The 17,573-nt window shown below is 60.6% G+C and carries 10 protein-coding genes and 1 pseudogene; 2 read left to right on the top strand and 9 right to left on the bottom strand.

Going from position 1 to position 17,573, the window contains the following annotated elements; all coding sequences use genetic code 11:
- The first annotated feature begins 938 nt into the window (after window positions 1–938).
- Window positions 939–2,897, top strand: coding sequence for a hypothetical protein (locus E4Q23_RS19565; protein ID WP_169068194.1), 1,959 nt, complete (start codon window positions 939–941; stop codon window positions 2,895–2,897).
- Between the two features lie 54 nt (window positions 2,898–2,951).
- Here the strand turns inward: E4Q23_RS19565 and E4Q23_RS19560 are convergent, their stop codons facing one another.
- From E4Q23_RS19560 to E4Q23_RS19530, 9 genes are all read right to left on the bottom strand, one after another.
- Complete coding sequence (locus E4Q23_RS19560; protein WP_169068193.1) at window positions 2,952–6,176, bottom strand: helicase-related protein; 3,225 nt, start codon at window positions 6,174–6,176, stop codon at window positions 2,952–2,954.
- 12 nt (window positions 6,177–6,188) lie between these two features.
- Window positions 6,189–7,469 (bottom strand): hypothetical protein, encoded by a 1,281-nt coding sequence (locus tag E4Q23_RS24215; RefSeq protein WP_248595599.1) that lies wholly within the window; start codon window positions 7,467–7,469, stop codon window positions 6,189–6,191.
- Complete coding sequence (locus E4Q23_RS24210) at window positions 7,354–9,144, bottom strand: DUF1156 domain-containing protein (protein ID WP_248595598.1); 1,791 nt, start codon at window positions 9,142–9,144, stop codon at window positions 7,354–7,356. Before E4Q23_RS24210 ends, E4Q23_RS24215 begins: the two co-directional genes overlap by 116 nt.
- Before the next feature lie 87 nt (window positions 9,145–9,231).
- Window positions 9,232–10,968 carry an ATP-binding protein gene (locus tag E4Q23_RS19550; RefSeq protein WP_169068192.1) on the bottom strand — a complete coding sequence of 579 codons (1,737 nt, stop codon included), beginning with the start codon at window positions 10,966–10,968 and terminating at the stop codon, window positions 9,232–9,234.
- Between the two features lie 3 nt (window positions 10,969–10,971).
- Window positions 10,972–11,451, bottom strand: coding sequence for a DUF7680 family protein (locus tag E4Q23_RS19545; RefSeq protein ID WP_169068191.1), 480 nt, complete (start codon window positions 11,449–11,451; stop codon window positions 10,972–10,974).
- Between the two features lie 12 nt (window positions 11,452–11,463).
- Entirely contained in the window at window positions 11,464–14,001 is a 2,538-nt protein-coding gene (locus E4Q23_RS19540; RefSeq protein ID WP_248595601.1) for a DUF499 domain-containing protein, read from the bottom strand.
- Window positions 13,941–14,699: a hypothetical protein gene (locus tag E4Q23_RS24205; protein WP_248595597.1), complete on the bottom strand. Its 759-nt coding sequence runs from the start codon at window positions 14,697–14,699 to the stop codon at window positions 13,941–13,943. Before E4Q23_RS24205 ends, E4Q23_RS19540 begins: the two co-directional genes overlap by 61 nt.
- Window positions 14,659–16,407, bottom strand: coding sequence for an SIR2 family protein (locus tag E4Q23_RS19535; protein WP_169068190.1), 1,749 nt, complete (start codon window positions 16,405–16,407; stop codon window positions 14,659–14,661). The genes E4Q23_RS24205 and E4Q23_RS19535 overlap by 41 nt, the downstream gene beginning before the upstream one ends.
- Before the next feature lie 236 nt (window positions 16,408–16,643).
- Window positions 16,644–17,177, bottom strand: coding sequence for a hypothetical protein (locus tag E4Q23_RS19530; protein WP_169068189.1), 534 nt, complete (start codon window positions 17,175–17,177; stop codon window positions 16,644–16,646).
- Between the two features lie 76 nt (window positions 17,178–17,253).
- On the opposite strand from E4Q23_RS19530, the pseudogene E4Q23_RS19525 reads away from it, so the two are divergent.
- Window positions 17,254–17,573: pseudogene (locus E4Q23_RS19525) on the top strand (IS4/Tn5 family transposase DNA-binding protein); the annotation flags it as partial.

Raw genomic sequence — 17,573 nt, 5'->3', positions numbered from 1 at the left:
GTCGGGGCGATGGGAGAGCACGGCGAATTCACGCTGGCGGCTTCCGGCCGCTTGCAGGCAGATGTCGTGTTTCGCATCGGCCCAGTCGATGCCGATGAAGGCGGCGAATTCTGGGTTGGGTTCAGGAGTCATAGTTCATACCTCCAAGTACTAGAGTGGAGGAACGGGACGTGCCTGCCTGGGCGCTGCGAAAGCAATATAGAGAGTCGATGAAGCGACAATCCCTGAGTATTCGTTATCGCGCTCAAGCGCACCCGCGGATTCGAAACCAAACTGGTGAACATCGAATGTTTGCGTGGAATTATTCGTAATCCGCGGCTGCATGTCCCGCTTTCACCGACAGCTACCTGCCGGCTGTAGTTAGACTACCGAAAGCGGAACGACCGCATGTGGGCCCGGCAAGGGGGCGACCACGCCATGCGTGCCCTTCAAAAAGCCAATGCTGGCGTCTTGTCGGCGTGCTCGCCGACAAGACGGTCGGCTCGCCTGCTGGCTCGCTCGACCATGCTTTTAGAATAAATTGAAGAGCATGTCTGGCAGTTGCCTCTGGCCCTGCTCACACTTGGTTGAGTAACTATATTGCGTGGAATACACATCAAGTGCTGGGCGAACAATCCGGCACTGGCTCTGCTCCTCCGCGTCGGCCTGGACCTGTTCCCGCACCCGAGGCTGCTTGAACCGGTATTGGAGGCTCTGGAAAGTAAGCTCTATTCTCCGGCGAAGACGGATGGGAGGACAGCACACCGGGAAGTGCTGGTTGCCGAGTATGTTGCCGCCGACTTGCTGAGAGCGGGCGCTACGGAGACTGGTCATCGGGAAGATGCCGAATATCCCGATTCGGCAGAAATCACCCCATATCGGCAGCAACTTGCTGCTTTCGCCCGGAGGGTGCTCCTAGAGCGCGATGATCGGTCGCCTGGTACCTAAAGCAACAGGCCATGTTGTATCTGGCTTCCGTCGGTGATCACTCGGTCGCGACGACTCAGGCTGCAGAATTGGAGATTTATCGGACACTGCATCAGGTACTACTATATTCACCGTCCAAAGATAGAGAGTTCGAGGCGGCGCTCCCTCTTGCACTGGTTGGCCAGCAACTTGCGTCAGCGCCAGGCCGCTTTGCCGCATGGCTGATGGAATGTCTGAGGGCGACCAAGTCACCGGACGTCGTTGAACGCTGCGTACTTGCTGTCGCACTGAATCGACCTGACCTGATGCAGGTTGCACTGCGAACACGGTTAGGCAGATCCGCGAGTTGGCGGCAGCATGTTCCTCCGTCGCTGAGAGCGTTGCGTGCCACGGCGACGAGGAGATCGCCGACTCTCGATAACAGGCTCTTCCTGCCGCTGCGGCGTGTCATCTCTGGCCATTTCAACGAGTTTTCCCAGGAAAACGCCTTGCTCGCACTGGCAAAGGCAGTGCTGGAGGCCGACGGGATCGAAGAAGCACTGGGAAATGGGCTGCACGTTGGCCAAATGGAGATTCGTTGTAGCGACTGGTCACTGATTCAAGCGCTCCCGAACGAGGAAGGTTTTCTCGAAATCAGGTTCGAGCTCGGAATTGAGACTGACCCGCTGTACGAGCGCCCTCCCTGGGTTGAAGTGGAATGCGCCTGGCTCTATGGCTTGGGACGAATTCTGCGCTCTTGCATCACCGGTGAGTTCGACTTTACTGCTGCCCGCTATCTCGCAACCGAAGATCTGTCGAAATACTCAGGTCTACGTTCCACCTGGTTCAAGCGGCGCTTTGGGCTGCTCAACACCGGACGGGGTTTGCTGGACGAGCCAGCGCCGATCTCGCCGTGGCTTTCCAGCCTGTTGTCAGTACTGCTGCAATGGCCAGGTACCGACATCAAGGGTGAAAATGCAGCGAGTTTCCTTGCCGCAAAGACCCGCATTGACCTCCTTGATGTGGTTCTTGAGCGCATTGTTGAGCAGCGGGCTCTTTATGGACGGCAGTCGGGTACGCCCATGTACGTCGTGCCAACGCAGGAAGGTTGTGCCCCGGTGCCTAGGGCAATGCGCTTCGCCATCGTCCAGCCAATGCTTCCCCGTCGCGATCAGTTTGACGACAAGGAGCCTTGTCGCTGGTCCGGGAAGTTGATGGCGCAACACCGGCGCCACTTGGCAGCGGTCTGTCGACTGACGTACCAGAAGCTGCGGACCTGGGCTACTGCTCAGGAGTTGGGTGAAGATCGATCTGCTACTAGCGAACCACTTGTCGACGTGATCCTGTTCCCGGAGCTTTCCGTGCATCCAGAACATGTCTCGCATCTAAGAGCTCTTTCAGACAAGGTGAAGGCCAGCATCTTTGTTGGCCTGACGTTCATTGAATCGGCAAAGCATGCTGCGCCGATCAATCAAGGGCTGTGGCTCATTCGCACAGAAACTCCGGGCGGCGGCAGAACCTTTCAATACGTGTGGCAGGGCAAGAACCATCCGACGGCACACGAGAGAAAGATGGGCGTAAGGGGCTATCGGCCATTTCAACTGCTTGTCGAGTTCCCGATTGGTGCCGACACACCAACGCGAGTAGCGGCAGCCATCTGTTACGACGCGACGGATTTGGCGCTCGTTGCCGATCTACGGGAAAGATCAGACGTCTTTCTGGTCGCCGCTCTCAATCAAGACGTCAAGACCTTCGACAACATGGTCGCGGCACTTCACTTCCACATGTATCAACCGGTGATTCTGGCCAACATGGGCGAATACGGTGGATCGACCGCGCAAGCGCCGTTGCGACAGCACGAGCGACTGATCGCTCACGTCCATGGGGTCAACCAGGTCGCCGTCAGCGTCTTTGAAGTCGACCCAAACACCTTTAAGTCGACCGCAAAGCCAAAACCGGCGAAAGAGCTCAAGACGCCGCCAGCCGGATACAAAGGGCGCCCACCGTGTTGACGGATTGCGGCGGACACTCTGTCGCACTGGTTTCAAGTGCGGTTTTGACGATCGTCAAGCAGTGCGTATCAGGTCAGCAAGCCTCGCCCCATCGGCTGATTGCGCCCCGGATCCACTGTCTTCCGGAAACGCCGGGCTACCCGGCGTCCAGAATTCGACCGATTCCGGATGTTCCTCGAAGAAATCGGGGTCTGTGGTGACGCTGATACGCAGCGCTCCGGGCTGCGTCCAGAAGACTTCCTTCGTACCGACCCGTTGGGCCTCGACGCCGGGTGGCAGAAGCTTCGGGTGGTCCAGGAGGTGGCCGAGTTCTTCGAGCCCGTAGGGTGCGGGCGCGCGTTCGGGCTGTTCAAGCGCGACCTCGATGGCTTCGTCGATGTTGAAGGATTCTGCCGGCTCCTGGCTTGCTGCCTGTTGAAGCTGACTGATGAGATTCGCCCTGGCCTGTTGCTGGTTCTCCGGACTGGCCAGCGCGACTTCGGCAATCCTGGCGGGCATCGCCGAGAGAATCGGTTGCAGCGGGCCAACCACCGATGTGAAGAGGTTAATGCGTGATCTCAGCGCACGGTAGACGTCGGTCTCGACGGTGTCCTCGTACATCAGGTTGACGATCGCGATGCGCGGGAACTGCTGGCCAAGGCGGTCGACCCGCCCGATGCGTTGCTCGATTCGCATTGGGTTCCAGGGCGAATCGAAATTGACGAGTGCGCCGCAGAACTGGAAGTTCAGCCCCTCTGCTGCAGCATCGGTGCACACCAGAACCTGTGCATCCTGCCGCTTGAAGCGCCGTTTCGTCTCCTCTCGGGTCAGGCGCTTCCAACTGCCGTCGGGTTGTAGCCATTCGCCACCGCGCCCCGAGTAGCAGAGCACCGAGAACCCCTGTGTCCTCAGGAAATCACGCAGGTAATCGAGCGTGTCGGTGTATTGGGTGAACACAATCGCCTGCGGGAAGGCGGGCAGAAGCGAGTGGTCCATGGCATGGTAGCTGCCTCTTTGCAGGGACTGGAGCACCTCGGCGAGCCGCACGGCTTTCGTGTCCACCGGCAGTCTTCGCACCTGCGCAAGCAAAGTCTCGATGTCGCCCTGTTCCTCGAGCTGCAATGCAGTCTGTTTCTGCTGGTCGACGGCTTCCTCGTCGGCAGCGTCGCCGGACTCGTCGATGTCGTCTTCGGCGTCCTCGCTTGAGCGCAGTTCATCGAAGGGCAGACTGGCCTGTCCTCGTACCACGGCAAGACGCTCTTCAAGGGTCATTCTCAGGGCATGAAAACTGGAGGCCAGGCGCTTGCGATAGGTCGTCATCACGAAGCCGACCGCCGTGCGCCGCTCCTCCTGGGCATTGTTGTACGTCGTCGAGATGTAGGCTTCCAGCGCCTCGTAGACCGCAGCCTCTGCAGGCGCCATGTCGAGGAACTCGTCGGCCACCTCGCGCGTGGCGATCGGTGTGCTGAGCAGGCCGCGCCGGTGATATTCCCGCAAGAGGCCGCGGGTGTGCCGCGATACCAATCCGGCCACCGGCGTGTGTGCGCGCATGATGGCCACCGCACTGCGGCGCTCATCTGCGGAAAGCTGTCGCCTCGGTGTCGCGGCGGCGTCTCGCAGCGAGCGCAGAATGCGTTTCGCCTTGAGCAGGCTTCGCTCAGGCGCCCTCCGTACAGCCGACTCGATCGACACCTCACCAAATGCAGCTTCGGCCGCACGAAAGAGAGCGGCAAGAAACTCGAAATCCTCGTGCGACGGGTTGCTGCTGCCCGACTTTCGGAAAAACTCCAGAAAGCCCTGCCGGGACCAGGCGGGCGGCATGGCCAGCAGAGAAAGCAGGTCCCAGACCTCGACCGGATGCACCTGCATCGGCGTCGCGGTCAGCAAGAGCAAGCCGTCGGTGCGCTTCTTGAGACGTTGCATCAACTTGAGAAGAAGGTTGGGCGGGCCTTCCTGCGCGGCCCCCGGGCTCTTGCGTCGCGCATGATGGGATTCGTCGAGAACGATGAGGTCCCACGGGTCGGCCGATTCCAGCAGTTCGTGCTGACGGTCGCGACGACGCATCAGGTGGCTGGAGACAATGACGAAAGGTTCACGATGCCACTCGTCGCGGGAGACTTCCTTTTCCGATTTCCCCCGCAGCAGCGGCGAGGGATACCAGTTCAGTCGCTTGCCGTCATAGATGGGCCAGTTGAGGTTGAACTTCTCGCGTAACTCCGCTTGCCACTGCGTCATCACCGCCTTGGGCGCCATGATCAGGATGCGCTGCGCGCGCCCGGAAAGCCATGCGTAACGCAACACGAGTCCGGCCTCGATCGTTTTTCCCAGCCCCACTTCATCGGCAATCAGCAGACGGGGTGGCCAATGGTCGAGCATGCGTTGAAAGGTCAGAACCTGATGAGGCCAGGGAGTAACGGCGCTGGTCGCTTCGGCAATACGCTCGCCACCCAGCTGCCGCGGCGCAGACCAGATAACTTGCCACACCGCCTTTCGTCGTTCCTCGATCGAAGTGGTCTGCGGCGTAATTTTCCGTTCCTCCGGTTCCTCGTCAGCGGGTTGATCGAGAACCACGTCGCTGCTTCGCGCCCGCTTGATTCGCTCGGGTTCGTCGTCGTGGCGTGGGAGAAAGCGCAGCAGCTCTTCACGCACTGCGGCCGGTACGTCGAGCACCCGTGCGCGCTTGGCCCGGTCTGCCCAGAGCAGGGCAAAGCTCTTCTCTTCCGCGTCGACGTGCCGGTTGCCGCCGTCCCAGTCGCAGAAGACATGAAAGCTTTCCCAGTTGTGCAGCCAGCCGTAAGCGGTTTCGTTCACGCTACCGGCGAAAGCGAGCCTGGCGCCGGTCTTGTCTTCGAGGATGCCGGCCTTCTCGTGGAAAATGGCTTGCGTGGCTACCGGGTTTCGATCGCCGTCGCAGGGCACGGCCACCTTGATTTCCAGGTAACCCCTGGCCACCATCCAGGCCAACAGCTCCAGCGCCTGCTGTTCCCTTGGCGAGCTGCCGGTGAGCGGCATCGTCAACAACTTGCCTTCGACGGTGTCCTTCAGTGACTGGCCGTGCTCGATGGCTGCCACCTCGGGCTCGTCAAGCGTGCAACCGACCACCAGGCGCATCCGGCCGTTGTTCAGCACCAGGCCTTCGAGGCCGCGCGCAGCAATGGCGAGCGCGGTCGCCGTGAAATAGCCGGTGGTGCGGTCGTAGCGTTGGGCACAGGCGAGCGCGCGCAGATAAAACTGCTCGATCAGCGAGCCGTGATCGTGGTCGTATTTACTTTGCCAGTCGAAGTCGGTCAGCAAGGGCATGGTCTTGTTCGCTCAGACCTTTAATTCTTCCTGCTGCCAGATTTTCAACTGCTCGGGCTCGGCCACTTTCTCGGCAAGCGCCAGGCGGCGCAGATTTTCCAGGGCATCGAAGTCGGCGCCGCCTCCCTTGGCGGCGTCGGGAAGGTCGAAGCCGCTCCAGATCGTCCCCACCGGGAGTACTTCCAGCACCGCTTCGAGCGCAGTCAGGAAGGCCGGTTCGACGGCGAGCCCGTGTTTCGCGAGTAGCTCGTTGGCGGATTCCAGCGATACTGTGCGAGCGGTCTTGGCCAACTGATGCAGGGCGTCCATCATCGAATCGCGACCATCGGGCAGGCCAAGCGAGCCTTTGGCGGCGCGGGTGACGCTGTCCCAGAGGACGAGGTCGGCGCCCTTCTTTTCGGCCAGTCGGCCAACCACGTCACGGTCGAGGTCCACACCGCAAACCTTGGCGAGTTTGTTGGCTTCATCGAACGGGAATATTGGCGCTTCGAAGGCGTCCCACGCGAGAACGAACCAACTGGTCAGGTTGTCCAGCTCGACATTGCGGCGAACGTGCGAAAGCTGCGAGAGACGCCATTGCTTCACTTCGGTACGCGCAGCGACCAGCGCGTCTTCCGGCGTGACGGCGAATGGATCGTAGGCCTCGTCGAACATCTCTGCCTGACGGCGCTTGCGTCGCGACTGCTCGACGTCTTGCCGAGGAGTGCCGCGAACCAGCGGCCAGGCCTGCGAGAACACTTCGAGAGCCGGACCGAAGCAGGAGAGATAGAGATCCACGCCGCGAATCCCGGCGGTTTGGAAAACGCCGATGCGCTCGCGTACGGCAGCGCGGACCTTAGGTTCCACGTCTTCCCAGTAGCGGGTGTCGGCACCCTGCTGTGCCAGTGGGCGGCAAACCAGGAACACCGTCGAATTGGCGGCAGATTTGTCCTTGATGTGCAGGCTGCCTTCGGCTTCGGTGTTGATCGGCCAGGAGGCGGTGATCGAGAAACCCGCCTCCATCAGTCCCTTGGTCAGGGCATCCCAGGCGCCGGTGGCCTTGTGGGTGAACATCAGCGTCATGATGCCGTCCGGCTTCAATACCCGGCGCATCTCGGTGAAGATCGCCGCCATGCGCTGTTGGTAGTCGCGCCCGGCCAGGGCTTTGGCGCCCTTTTCGCCCTTGAACTTGGCCGGATTAGCCACCGCTTCGTTTTCCTTGTCGGTCAACGCACGGCGGAACAACTCGGGATAGATGTAGCCGGCCGTCCGCTTGAGCCAGACATAGAAGAAATCCGATAGCTCGGCATACATCACGTTGTCGTAGTACGGCGGGTCCATCACCACCGCGTCTATGCTGGCATCGGCGATATGGTCGAGGCTGTCGCCGGATTTGCAGGTGAGGGTGACGGGTGGGGGGGGTGAAAGCCGGTGCGCCGTCGAAGTTGAACTTGCTCTGAGGACTCGCGGCGGCGCCGGCATCGGGACGGGTAAGCGCGACCAGCTCACCGATACATTTTGCCGTTTGCTCGATGGCCCAGTCGTAGCCGAGACCGACGATCAGCGGGGCCATTTCGGCATGAGACCAGCAGAAGGCAAAGTCGTGGCGATTGAAGGTATTTGCCATCACCTCGCGAGTCGACATCCATACTGACATCCGCGAGTTGTAGTTGAGCATCTTGTCGAGGGACAGGGAAAGATAAGCGAACGCCCCAGCAGTGACCTCGTTCCACCGACCAGCCACTTTTTCCTCGTCCATAAGTTCGCGGAACACTTCGACGGCAGTGCCGTGGCCCAGAAGCTGCCGTGGGGCGAACAGATCGCGCCAGTGGTTCATCCCGTATCGAATCGGCTCCTCAGTCTTGTGGCCGGAGGCAATGGGCTCTGTCGGGACCATGTCCAGCGCCTCCCAGTCGGGAAGCTTCTCTGCCAAGACCTCGGCCACTGCTTGCGAGACATCGTCTTCAAGGCGTGGCGCACGGTAACCCCGTACCCACTTTTCCTTGGGCTTGCCAGCTTTCGTGTGGCCCGTGACCACTTTTTTCTTGAAGACCACGGTGTAAAGCTGTTGACCCATTCGCCCTGCCTGAGCATCGGCCTTGATGTGTTCGCCAGAAATCAATCGCCCGCAGTCGTCGAAAGGGCAGGTGGCGTCACCACCGGAGACCGTGCCTGCCGAATGCTCCTTGGCGGTGCTGACGATTTCGAAGCGCAGATGTCTGGTCGTGTCTCCAGGTCCCTTGCCTTTCTCAGGCCGTAGGCGCACCCCGGTACCATCCGGAGCCAGGCGCCAGTTGGGCGAGAGTGGGACAAGCCCTTCGCAGTGAGGGCAGCGGATGGTGCGAGCCCAGATGTAGGTGGTGTCAATACAATCCGGTGCGTTGGGCTGAAGGAAAAATGGGGCAAGTCGTGCTTCAATCCGCTCGCGCCAGATGCGGGAAACCCGCTCAAACTCGCGCCGAACTGCCAGACCATAGTTGATCGGCCAATCAACAGTTGCCCTTTGAATCAAGCATGCTACTGGGTTCAGGTCGTTACCGAGCGTGGTCAAGCCAAGGCGGGTGCTTTCGTACGGAATACTGCCGCCGCCGGCGGTCGGGTCTAGCACAGCCGGTGACACCATACCCATTCGCTCGGTTTCCGCTGCGAGCCATTGCAGTTCCTCTTTGCTCGGCAGGTAACCAAAGGCGCGTGAGTAACCATATGGATCTGGCACACGAATACCTGTTCGTCTTGCTCCATTCATCAATCGCTTGGCCCGCAACGGATCACCGTGTATCCCCAGCATGTGCAGAAACTTCGCATGGTCCGCATCCTCCGGCATTAGTGATGCGAGGACGGCGGCCCGTGAAGCCACCAACGGTCGGCGTGCCCACCAGACATGAAGGTAATAGGTTGGCGGTAGCGCAGTCATCGACCGACGTTCACGCACGCTCTCTTCGCCCAGCGCGGCAATCGGCAACCACGATTCAATCAGCCGACGGGTCATCGCACACCCGCTTCGGAAATCAGCGCCGTAAGGCCTCGCTGTCCCTCGCAAACCAGGTCAAACCGCTTGTCGAGTATTGTCATTTGCTCATCCATGTTCGTTGGGTGTCCGACCAATGTAGGTGTAGCGCGTGCCGCGGCCATGGCCCTGCATCCTGACGCCTTCGGCTTCGAGTTCGTGAATCAGTCGATTGACCTGCTGCCGGTCGTAGGCGGTGACTTCGCGGATACCGGCGTTGGTCAATCCGGGTTCGCCGCGGCGAGCGCGTTGCTTGAGCATGTTGAGTACCCGCGTCTTGGCAACATCCCAGTCGATGCGCTGATCACGTTCGGCATGACCCAAGCCTTCGAGCCGGCGATGCAGGGCGGGCTTCATTCGCCACCAGCTCCCGCGGCCGGCGCCGCCGCGCTCGAGGTAATCGAAGATCTGCACCATCTCATCAAGGATGTCGCGCATTTCTGCATCACGGCGCTGGCACAGCTCGGCGGCGGTCGGTGTGTCGATCTCGGGATGCGAGAGCAGGTAGCGCAAGACCAACAGGTGGTCTACGTCGAGGGTGCGGCCGGCCTTGCCTTCCTCGGCAATGAATTCGCGGAAGGGGCGCGCGGTTTCCTGCCGTTTGAAAACAATGCGGACAGCGCTTTCCTCGTCGATGATCAGCGGCGGTTCCTTGCCCTCGACCAGCATCGCCTCGAACATCCGTCCGATGCCGAGGTTGCTGCGATTGACCAGGCGCAGCCGGGCGAGCGCCTGCACGAGCTGAAGGTTCCGGGCTAGCGGCGGGTGATGCAGGATGTTGGTCGAAGTGATGCCGCCGACCAGTCCGCCAGGGTTGGTGATTTCCAGCCGGCGCGGGTATTGCTTGACCAGCACCGGGCTCGCCAGGCGCAGGTCAAGGTGGGTCAATGCGTTCAGCAGTGCTTCGCGCAGCGCGATCGTCGGGTACGCGCGGTATTCGAAGTGATACAAGCCGTGTTCGATGGTGCTGATCGGGTTGTCGGCGTTGATGCGCGCTTCGATCGCAGTCAGCGCGAGCGGCAGCGCGAGGGCATTTTCGTCGCGACCGTCGGCCCGGTTGTCGTAGGTGGTGGCGCTCTTCATGCGCTCGTGCGTCCAGCCAAAGTTTGGCAGGTGACGGCCAATGGCTTCGGCGTGACCAGCAATCAGCAAACCCGCGCGGGTGAGCTGACCGTCACGCAGCACGCCGAGCGCACCTAGCAGGTCGAGGTCACTCTTGCGAAGCAGGTCAATTGGCGCCTGCTCCTGTCGTGCCTGGTCGCGCAGGCGCTCCATCGCGGCGGCTGAAATCAGCGACTGCGCCGGCTCAGGGACGATCGCCGCGGTGAAGTCGGCGTCGCCTCGTTCCACCATCAATTTTTCGCGCAGGTCGCCGGTCAGTGGTACGCAGGCGTTGCCCTTGCGCACCGTTCCCGCTCCGGCCGTGTTGGTGTAGGGCGACAGGCCACCGTGCACCTGCATGACCAGAAGACGCCCGGTACCTTCCGCCACGTGAAGTTCGTGAATATCAGGCGTCAGCTTCGGGGCGGTTCGCTCGTAGATGTCGCGTTTTAGTTGGTGAATTTCTGCCTGTGGCGGCACACCGAGGATGGCCTTTTCCCGCCCGACGACACGGTCACGTACGCCGAGCACTACAGTCCCTCCACCACCGTTGGCCATGCAGATCGCGATATCGACAGCCTGCTTGATCGCCTGCTTGGCTTCGGATGGCCACTCCTTGAAGTCGAGATCCTGAGTTTCGAGGGCATCGGCTTCCACTTCCTGCAAGCGATCAAGCAGGCTGCGAAGTTCGGTCAGTTCACGCATCCGTCAGAGTTTCGGCTCGATGAGCAGAAAGCGCAGCGCCATCAGTACGCGCCGCGGGTACTTGCGGTGCATGGCCATGCCGAGCCAGTAGCCGGCTTCTTCCTTGGTCATTGCTTCGATGCCTTCGGCGACCGCCACGATATGCTCGCGATTGCGCATCGGCGCCAGTGCGCGAAACAGCAGCCCGAGACTGATCGCCATTTCTTCATCGACCGCTATCCTGAGCGCATCGAAAGTGGGCAGGTTGTTCAGGTCGATGCGCGACTGTTTCAGGCGCCGCAGCAGCCGGTGCTCGATCAGCGACAGGTTGCGACCACGCAGCCCGGCAATATAGGTCGGCTGCCGAATGTGCGGCGTAGCGCTGGCAGGAAGTTGCCAGATTTCGACCTCGATATCCGAGCCAGAGAGCCGGCGCGCGCGCATTTCGTACTGGGGCAAGGCCGAAGGGTGCTTTGCCGTACTCAGGTGGGTCACTTTGCTCATTGGTAGTCCTGCTTAATCCTGCTCTGCGGCCGTTGCCAGCACGTGTGCCGAGGGCGAAACCAGTCGCGTCAGCCGCTGAATCAGGCCTTCGGCCGAAGGCCCCTGAACGGCAAGCGGCGGCTCGAACCGGATCTGGAAAGAAATATCCGCGTCGCTGTCGGTGGCTGCACGGAACTGCGGTTCGAGGTAGTCCTTGAGGGCAGTCGCGTCGTCGATGTCGCCCTTGAAGCTGAGTTCAGCGGTTGAACCGCTGGCAGTGTCAAACGAAGCGGTCATTTCTACTCGCTTGTTGGCGTTCGGAATCGATTTTATGAGTGGCATCAATTTCAAGGCATCCGACTTGTCGAAGGGGCGGATGGTCAGCGTTGCCAAACTGCGGATGCCGTTGTGCCGCGCTTGCTCCAGAAGACGTGTAAGTGCCGCCTTGAGGACATCTTCTGCTTCAAGGACATGGGTGGACTTCGCCTTGGGCATCGTTCGGTCGGTGGCCGCTGCGTAATCTCCTGAGCCCTGATCCGTCTGACCATCGGTCGAGCGAGCGCTTGAGTCGACCTTGCTGGTTTCGCTCTTGGCCTCCGGTCTCGGCCAGATGCCGTGCTCCTGGGCATACGAGGTGGTGTAGATGAACGACTGTTCGTCGACCTTGATTTCGGCATGCGGGTCCCCCTTGCCACGCAGAAGGTCGCCGGACTGGTAGACGTAGTCATCCTGGTCGATACCCAGGCGAATACCTTTGATGAACACGTCGTCACCGACGAGCATCGGCAAGGAGGGGTCCTGGCGGAATTCGGTGCGCAGTGCGGCGGTGGTGATCTGGCCTTTCTTGAGGGGCGTGCGGTCACGTACATAGACCGGGGAGTCCGGCTTGTCGGTAGGCAGGCGCAGTTTGCCGGCGTTCTGGAGTTGGGTAACGACCTGGCGCTGGCCGTCGCCCGGCCGGTCCGAGGCAGTTTGAATGTCGACCACGGTGTGTGCCAGGTCGCAGTTAGCCTCGTCTAGTCGATTTCGCGACGGGTAGAAGATGTGTCGGAAGCACTGCTGCACGGCCAGAGCGAGTTCCTGCTTGGAGCGTTCGTGCAATTCCTGCAGTTTGGCTACCTGATAGTCGGCCAGGTCCTTGAGCTTGCCGGGTTGCCGCAGAGACTCCAGGGCGATGTTGCGCAGCATCTTGGCCTTCATGTTGGGCACTCCGGCCGCGTCTGCCACCAGGAAGACGAGATTGTTCCGGTTGTGGCGCCAGTCGGTGCCACCACCCTTGTGCAGGAAGACCTTTTCGACCAGGTTGTCGACAGTCACCGCGTCGCTGAAGACCTGGGTAGCTTCGTAGCCGAGCATCACCAGGTAGGGGCGGCCACCGCCATCGTCGTCGGGGACATCGTGAGGGCCGGAGGCGAAGGGGATGAGATTGAGATTGGGACCCGCGAAGAGATCGCGGATGAAGCTGTTGAGACGCGTGCGTGCCTCATCTCGATCGGTGTTGGTTTCTTCGCGCCGAATGATCTGGGTAAGATTGGCCTCGGCCAGGAAACGGAGAGGGGCCCCGGGTTTGTCGTCGAGATACGCCGAGTCGGTCGCGAAGCGTTTGCGTGCGTCATCAATGAATGCGACATCTGTTCCCGGACTCAGGATGGCGTAGCGCAGTTCCTCGGCGTTGAGTCCGCGCAAGATGTCGTTGAACGCCAGGGTATGAATGAACGCGCAGCGGGCGACGTACGATCCGTACTTCGGAAGGCCTCTGAACGGCCCTGCATCGAGTTGTTCAGCCAGCGCCGGAGTGGTTTCGACAGCGGCGATCTCGGCCTTGATGGCCGGTACGTAGATGTCCTGCTTGAGGCGGGTGACGAGTTCGAGGCGTATCGGCTCGAACCCGAGGTCGATGTGATGGGTGTGAATCGCGTAGGCGTCGGCGGAACGTGTCTGCCAAACGCGTGCAACCGTACGGGCGAGGAGGCGCAGCATGCCGCGCACGCGCTGGAAATTGCCGAGAGTGCCGGTTTTCTGCGTGAGCACGTTCACCAGTTCTGGGTGCAACGGATAGCCGGCGGCAAACTCGTCGAGCCGCCGGTCCTCCGCCGGGGCCGGCGGGAGCAGCTCTCTGTTGGCATCCCACAGTGCCTTGTACGCGGCGATAACTGACCCTGCCTTCTCGCGGTCGATGCGCGTGAACAGCCGTCGGCAGATGACCTTGACCGTCTCGTCGTCCTCGGTGGGGTCGATCACCGTCGCCTTGCGGGCCGAAACGCTTTCGGCCTCGGCGAAGAAGGCAGCGATATCCTGCGTTTCACGGCTGTAGGCGTCGGCCGCCTTGCCGTCACGACCCACCGCCAGCGTGAAAACGAGCGCCGCAGTGGGTGAGCTTTCCACCGCCTTCATCAGCGAAGTCATGAACGCAAGGAGTTGTTCGCCTGCACGCTGGGCGTTGCGAGCGGCCACCTTGCGCAGGTAAGGGGCGATCTCGTCGATGAGAATGACTGCCGGCTCGCTGCCGATCAGCTCGCGCAAGGTGTCGGCACCGGGCGCGATTCCTTCGCGGTCACTCGCTTCGACCAGGCGGTAGCCGACCTCGCCACGCAGCGCATAAGCCAGTTCCCCCCATGGTGTGTAGGCACGCAGGCGTCGCCAAGCCGGTGCCCATTGGCCGGATCGGCGTTTTCGCCATCAAAAGCCGCAATGCGCACCGATGCCGAGGGGCGCAAGGCGGCATCGAGAAATTCGTCGGCGTTCGTCACCTCGGAGAGGCTGCGCATGGCGTGCGCGAGCGCGATCAGGGCGTGCGTCTTGCCGCCGCCAAACTGGGTGTCGAGACGAAAGATGGCGCCGATCTGGTCGGGATGACCACTGACGCGCAGCGCAACCAGCTTCAGGACATTCTTGATGCCCTTGGTCGGGTAGGTGTTGGCGAAGAACAGCTCCGGGCGCTTGTACTCGTCGGGAGCGTCTCCCCGCAGCACCTGCGAGAGATCCGCAGCAAAGTCGCTCTCACGCAAGGCACCTTGCAGAACATCAGGTCGCGGCTCGCAGATGGAGAACAGATTGTCGGTCATGGCGTGCCTGATTGTCTGTAGGTGCGTAAATGTATCAAGAAAATGTATCTGATGACATTCGGAGTAGTTGGCGACGGAATTTTCGGCGGGAATGCCTGCGGTTTCCGTCTGCGGGTCGCCATGCAGAAATACTGAATCGCACGTGATTGCGTTTCTAAGCCCCTTACCGCCAGCGGAGGCGCGGCACGAACCGCTCCAGTTCACCCAAATTCGTGAGTCCATGCTGAGCCGAACGGCCGACAAGGCCTGATGTTACCAGCGGCGAGTTGTCGTCCAAGGATGTCAGGTCATTGCGAATCTCGGTGAAGATGCGCAATCTGTTCTCGGTGCGCCAGCCATATGACCCTGGGAGGGTCCAATAGCTTTCGCTTTTCTCAACAGCAGGAATGGCGTATGACAGCGCTGCAAAGACTTCAAGTCGATCGAAAGCCACGTGAAACGACGCCTTGGACGGGAAGTGCGACTGGAACAGCGGCCAAAGCAGTGCTTCGAGATGATTCTGGAGCGGCGTGAATTCCAGTTCACGCTCTGGCAGTACCTTCATCGCATCAGCGCCACGCTGGAACAGTGCCCAGACCGGCACCAATTCCACCGCGCGCCTGTCTTCTCTGTCCTCGCGGACGACCGTTGCGCTAAACAATGTACTCAGCGCATCCAATCGCGTAGCCGTCACTGCACCAAGGCCGAAGCAATAAAGTAGCAGGGTCGCGGGATAACGCTGAAGCTCGACCCAGAGTGTGACGCCTCCTTCCGCACGCCGCATGGATAGCTTTGTAAGCGCCTTCACCCATGGCGTGAGCTGCGTGCCCACGCTCCACTGGCCGGCGATAAAGGCTATCCGCATGAGCGTTGCAGACGCGGCTTCGTAGGACTTCAGCCGCGCGAGGACGGTGGGGCCGGTGGTATCCTGCGAATTCAAGTCGAAGGCAGCTCCGCAGGTCGCTGCGGCAACGTTCTCAACTTCCCTGCTGACGAGGTCGTCGAGCGCAATACGGTACTTTGGCTCAGAAAGGTATCGTTTCAGCATACCGACGGCAGCCTCTGTCGACATAGGATGCGGACGCGAGAACTCCTCCAGCGCCTTTAACTGCTCGCTGACAGCCTCAAAGAACGAGTCGGCATCCGAAATCCTGATGACCGTTGCGTCCCGATGCCTGATGAGGTCCGCAGCCCTCTCGCTCGGTTCGCCATGACTAGCCCAGTACATTGAGAACCGGCGGGATGGGGCGCGTGTCATGGCAGCCCTCAATGCCTCATCCCAGGTGGCGGACCAGCCAGCGACCACTACGCCGAACTCGTCAAAGATTCGGTCGAGCAAGCGGTTGAACGCATCGGGGTAGGCCGCAAGTTCCGCAGGCGTGTTGCGAATGCGCGTGTCCAGGTAGTCCCCGTGAATCTTGAAGATCGTGCACGGCGTGTGAATGAGCGGAAGGGCTCCATCAATGTGACCTGGGGTACTCAACACAGTGGGCTGGATGCCGACGTCCTGCAGCGCAATCTCTAGCAACCTGTCGAAGTTCGTGGTCACTATCACCCTGACGTAGCCCAGCTTCACGAGGTCGGCGATGGCGCGGTGAGCTTTGGTCGGCACCTTGGCACCTTCCTCTCGCTCCTGCTCGGTGGGCTCCCAATAGTTTCGCAGCAACTGCTGCCGCTCTGCAGGCGTCTTCGCAACCGACTTCAGAAGTTCCGAGTAGTCGGGCTCCTGCCCGGTCGTTCCACGGAACCATTCGGCGGGCTCGGGTTCACAGTTCGCCTGCTGCAGAGCCGCCATCTTGCGAACCAGTTCGATGGTTACTTCCCAGCCCGTTGGAATACGGGCCGCACTCGAAACGCCCGAGCCAAGCAACAGCGCGTATACGCCCTTGCCGGCATGCATCGAGAACGCGAGAGAGTTGATGGGGTCGATCACAGCGAGCCTTCTTGTGCATCAGCGTTGGCGCAGTATAACGGCATGCAGCCGAAGGTCGGGGCTTTGCCGTAGTGCAGCACATCTCCGATGGCGGCGACGGTAAGGCCGGACACTGGCGACGCGATGAAAAATACGCTCGGTTAGGGTCACCCAGCAACGTCTTGCCGCGCAACGATTTCAGGGTCTTACATTGACGCCCAGAAGGCACACCCAGGCCGTTTTCGTGTCTCCCCGATTCAAGCCTTCGGGCTCAGCTGAAGCATCGGCACAGCGCTGAAAATCTGAAACCAACCCTCCAAATCTTGTTCTGGCACGGTCTTGCGCAAGACGTCGAGGAACTCCTTGTCGCGGGTCGATTCGACGGTGATGTTCTTGTAAACCACTTTCACGCTGGGCTCGATCACGCGCAAGTTGTCCAGACCCGCTCGCACCAGTTCCTCGATCTTGTCTCTTGTCAGCTTCTGACGCTCGTTCGCCCGTTCCATACGCTGCTCGATCAGGGTCACCACCCGTTTCACACGTTTATCATGGTCGCCTTTGACAAGTTCCTGAAAGCCCTTCACCCAATCCTTGAGCACGCTCTCGAAGGCTGCCTTGCCTTCTTCAAACTTCACTTTGTCGCTGTGGCGGATGATTTTGCCAAAACCCGGCAGGTTGATGATGTAGCGCTCTGTCAGCTTGTTCCAGTAGTTACGGATTTCTGCCTGAGTCGTGGGTACGGTCAGAGGCTTGCCTGCCTTGTTGAAAGCCTGCTCGCCATTGACCAGCACGGGTACGTTGACGCATAGCCTTATACACAACTTTAGGTTTCGTCTGTAAGCTGTCGTTTTTCCTTGAGAAGGTATCATGGCGAGGTGGGCTGAGGAGGAACTGAATGGAATCAACCTGGGTGATCGCCGTCGGGACAAACGAGCGATCGCGTTGCTGGATACGCTTTCTGCGAGACCGACGGCGAGTATCCCGGGGGCGTGTTCGGACTGGTCGGAGACGATGGCGGCTTACCGCTTCTTCGGCAACGATGACATTACCTGGGAGCGATCCTCACGCCCCATTGGTCTTGCTCCCGAAGACGGATCGCGCAGCACAAAGTGGTGCTGATGCTGCAGGACACCACCGAACTGGACTTCAACGGGCAGAGCATCTCTGGCTTGGGGCCGCTGACTACG

The organism is Candidatus Accumulibacter phosphatis, assembly GCF_012939955.1.
Taxonomy (GTDB): Bacteria; Pseudomonadota; Gammaproteobacteria; order Burkholderiales; family Rhodocyclaceae; genus Accumulibacter; species Accumulibacter delftensis.
Note: the sequence above shows the minus strand (reverse complement) of the source record. Positions and strands in the feature narration are given on the sequence as shown.

Bases quoted from the DNA above. Each gene is read 5' to 3' on its own strand.
- E4Q23_RS24210 (WP_248595598.1), bottom strand. From the start codon at position 9,144: ATGACCCGTCGGCTGATTGAATCGTGGTTGCCGATTGCCGCGCTGGGC.
- E4Q23_RS24215 (WP_248595599.1), bottom strand. From the start codon at position 7,469: ATGTATGCCGAGCTATCGGATTTCTTCTATGTCTGGCTCAAGCGGACG.
- E4Q23_RS19560 (WP_169068193.1), bottom strand. From the start codon at position 6,176: ATGCCCTTGCTGACCGACTTCGACTGGCAAAGTAAATACGACCACGAT.
- E4Q23_RS19550 (WP_169068192.1), bottom strand. From the start codon at position 10,968: ATGCGTGAACTGACCGAACTTCGCAGCCTGCTTGATCGCTTGCAGGAA.
- E4Q23_RS19565 (WP_169068194.1), top strand. From the start codon at position 939: ATGTTGTATCTGGCTTCCGTCGGTGATCACTCGGTCGCGACGACTCAG.
- E4Q23_RS19545 (WP_169068191.1), bottom strand. From the start codon at position 11,451: ATGAGCAAAGTGACCCACCTGAGTACGGCAAAGCACCCTTCGGCCTTG.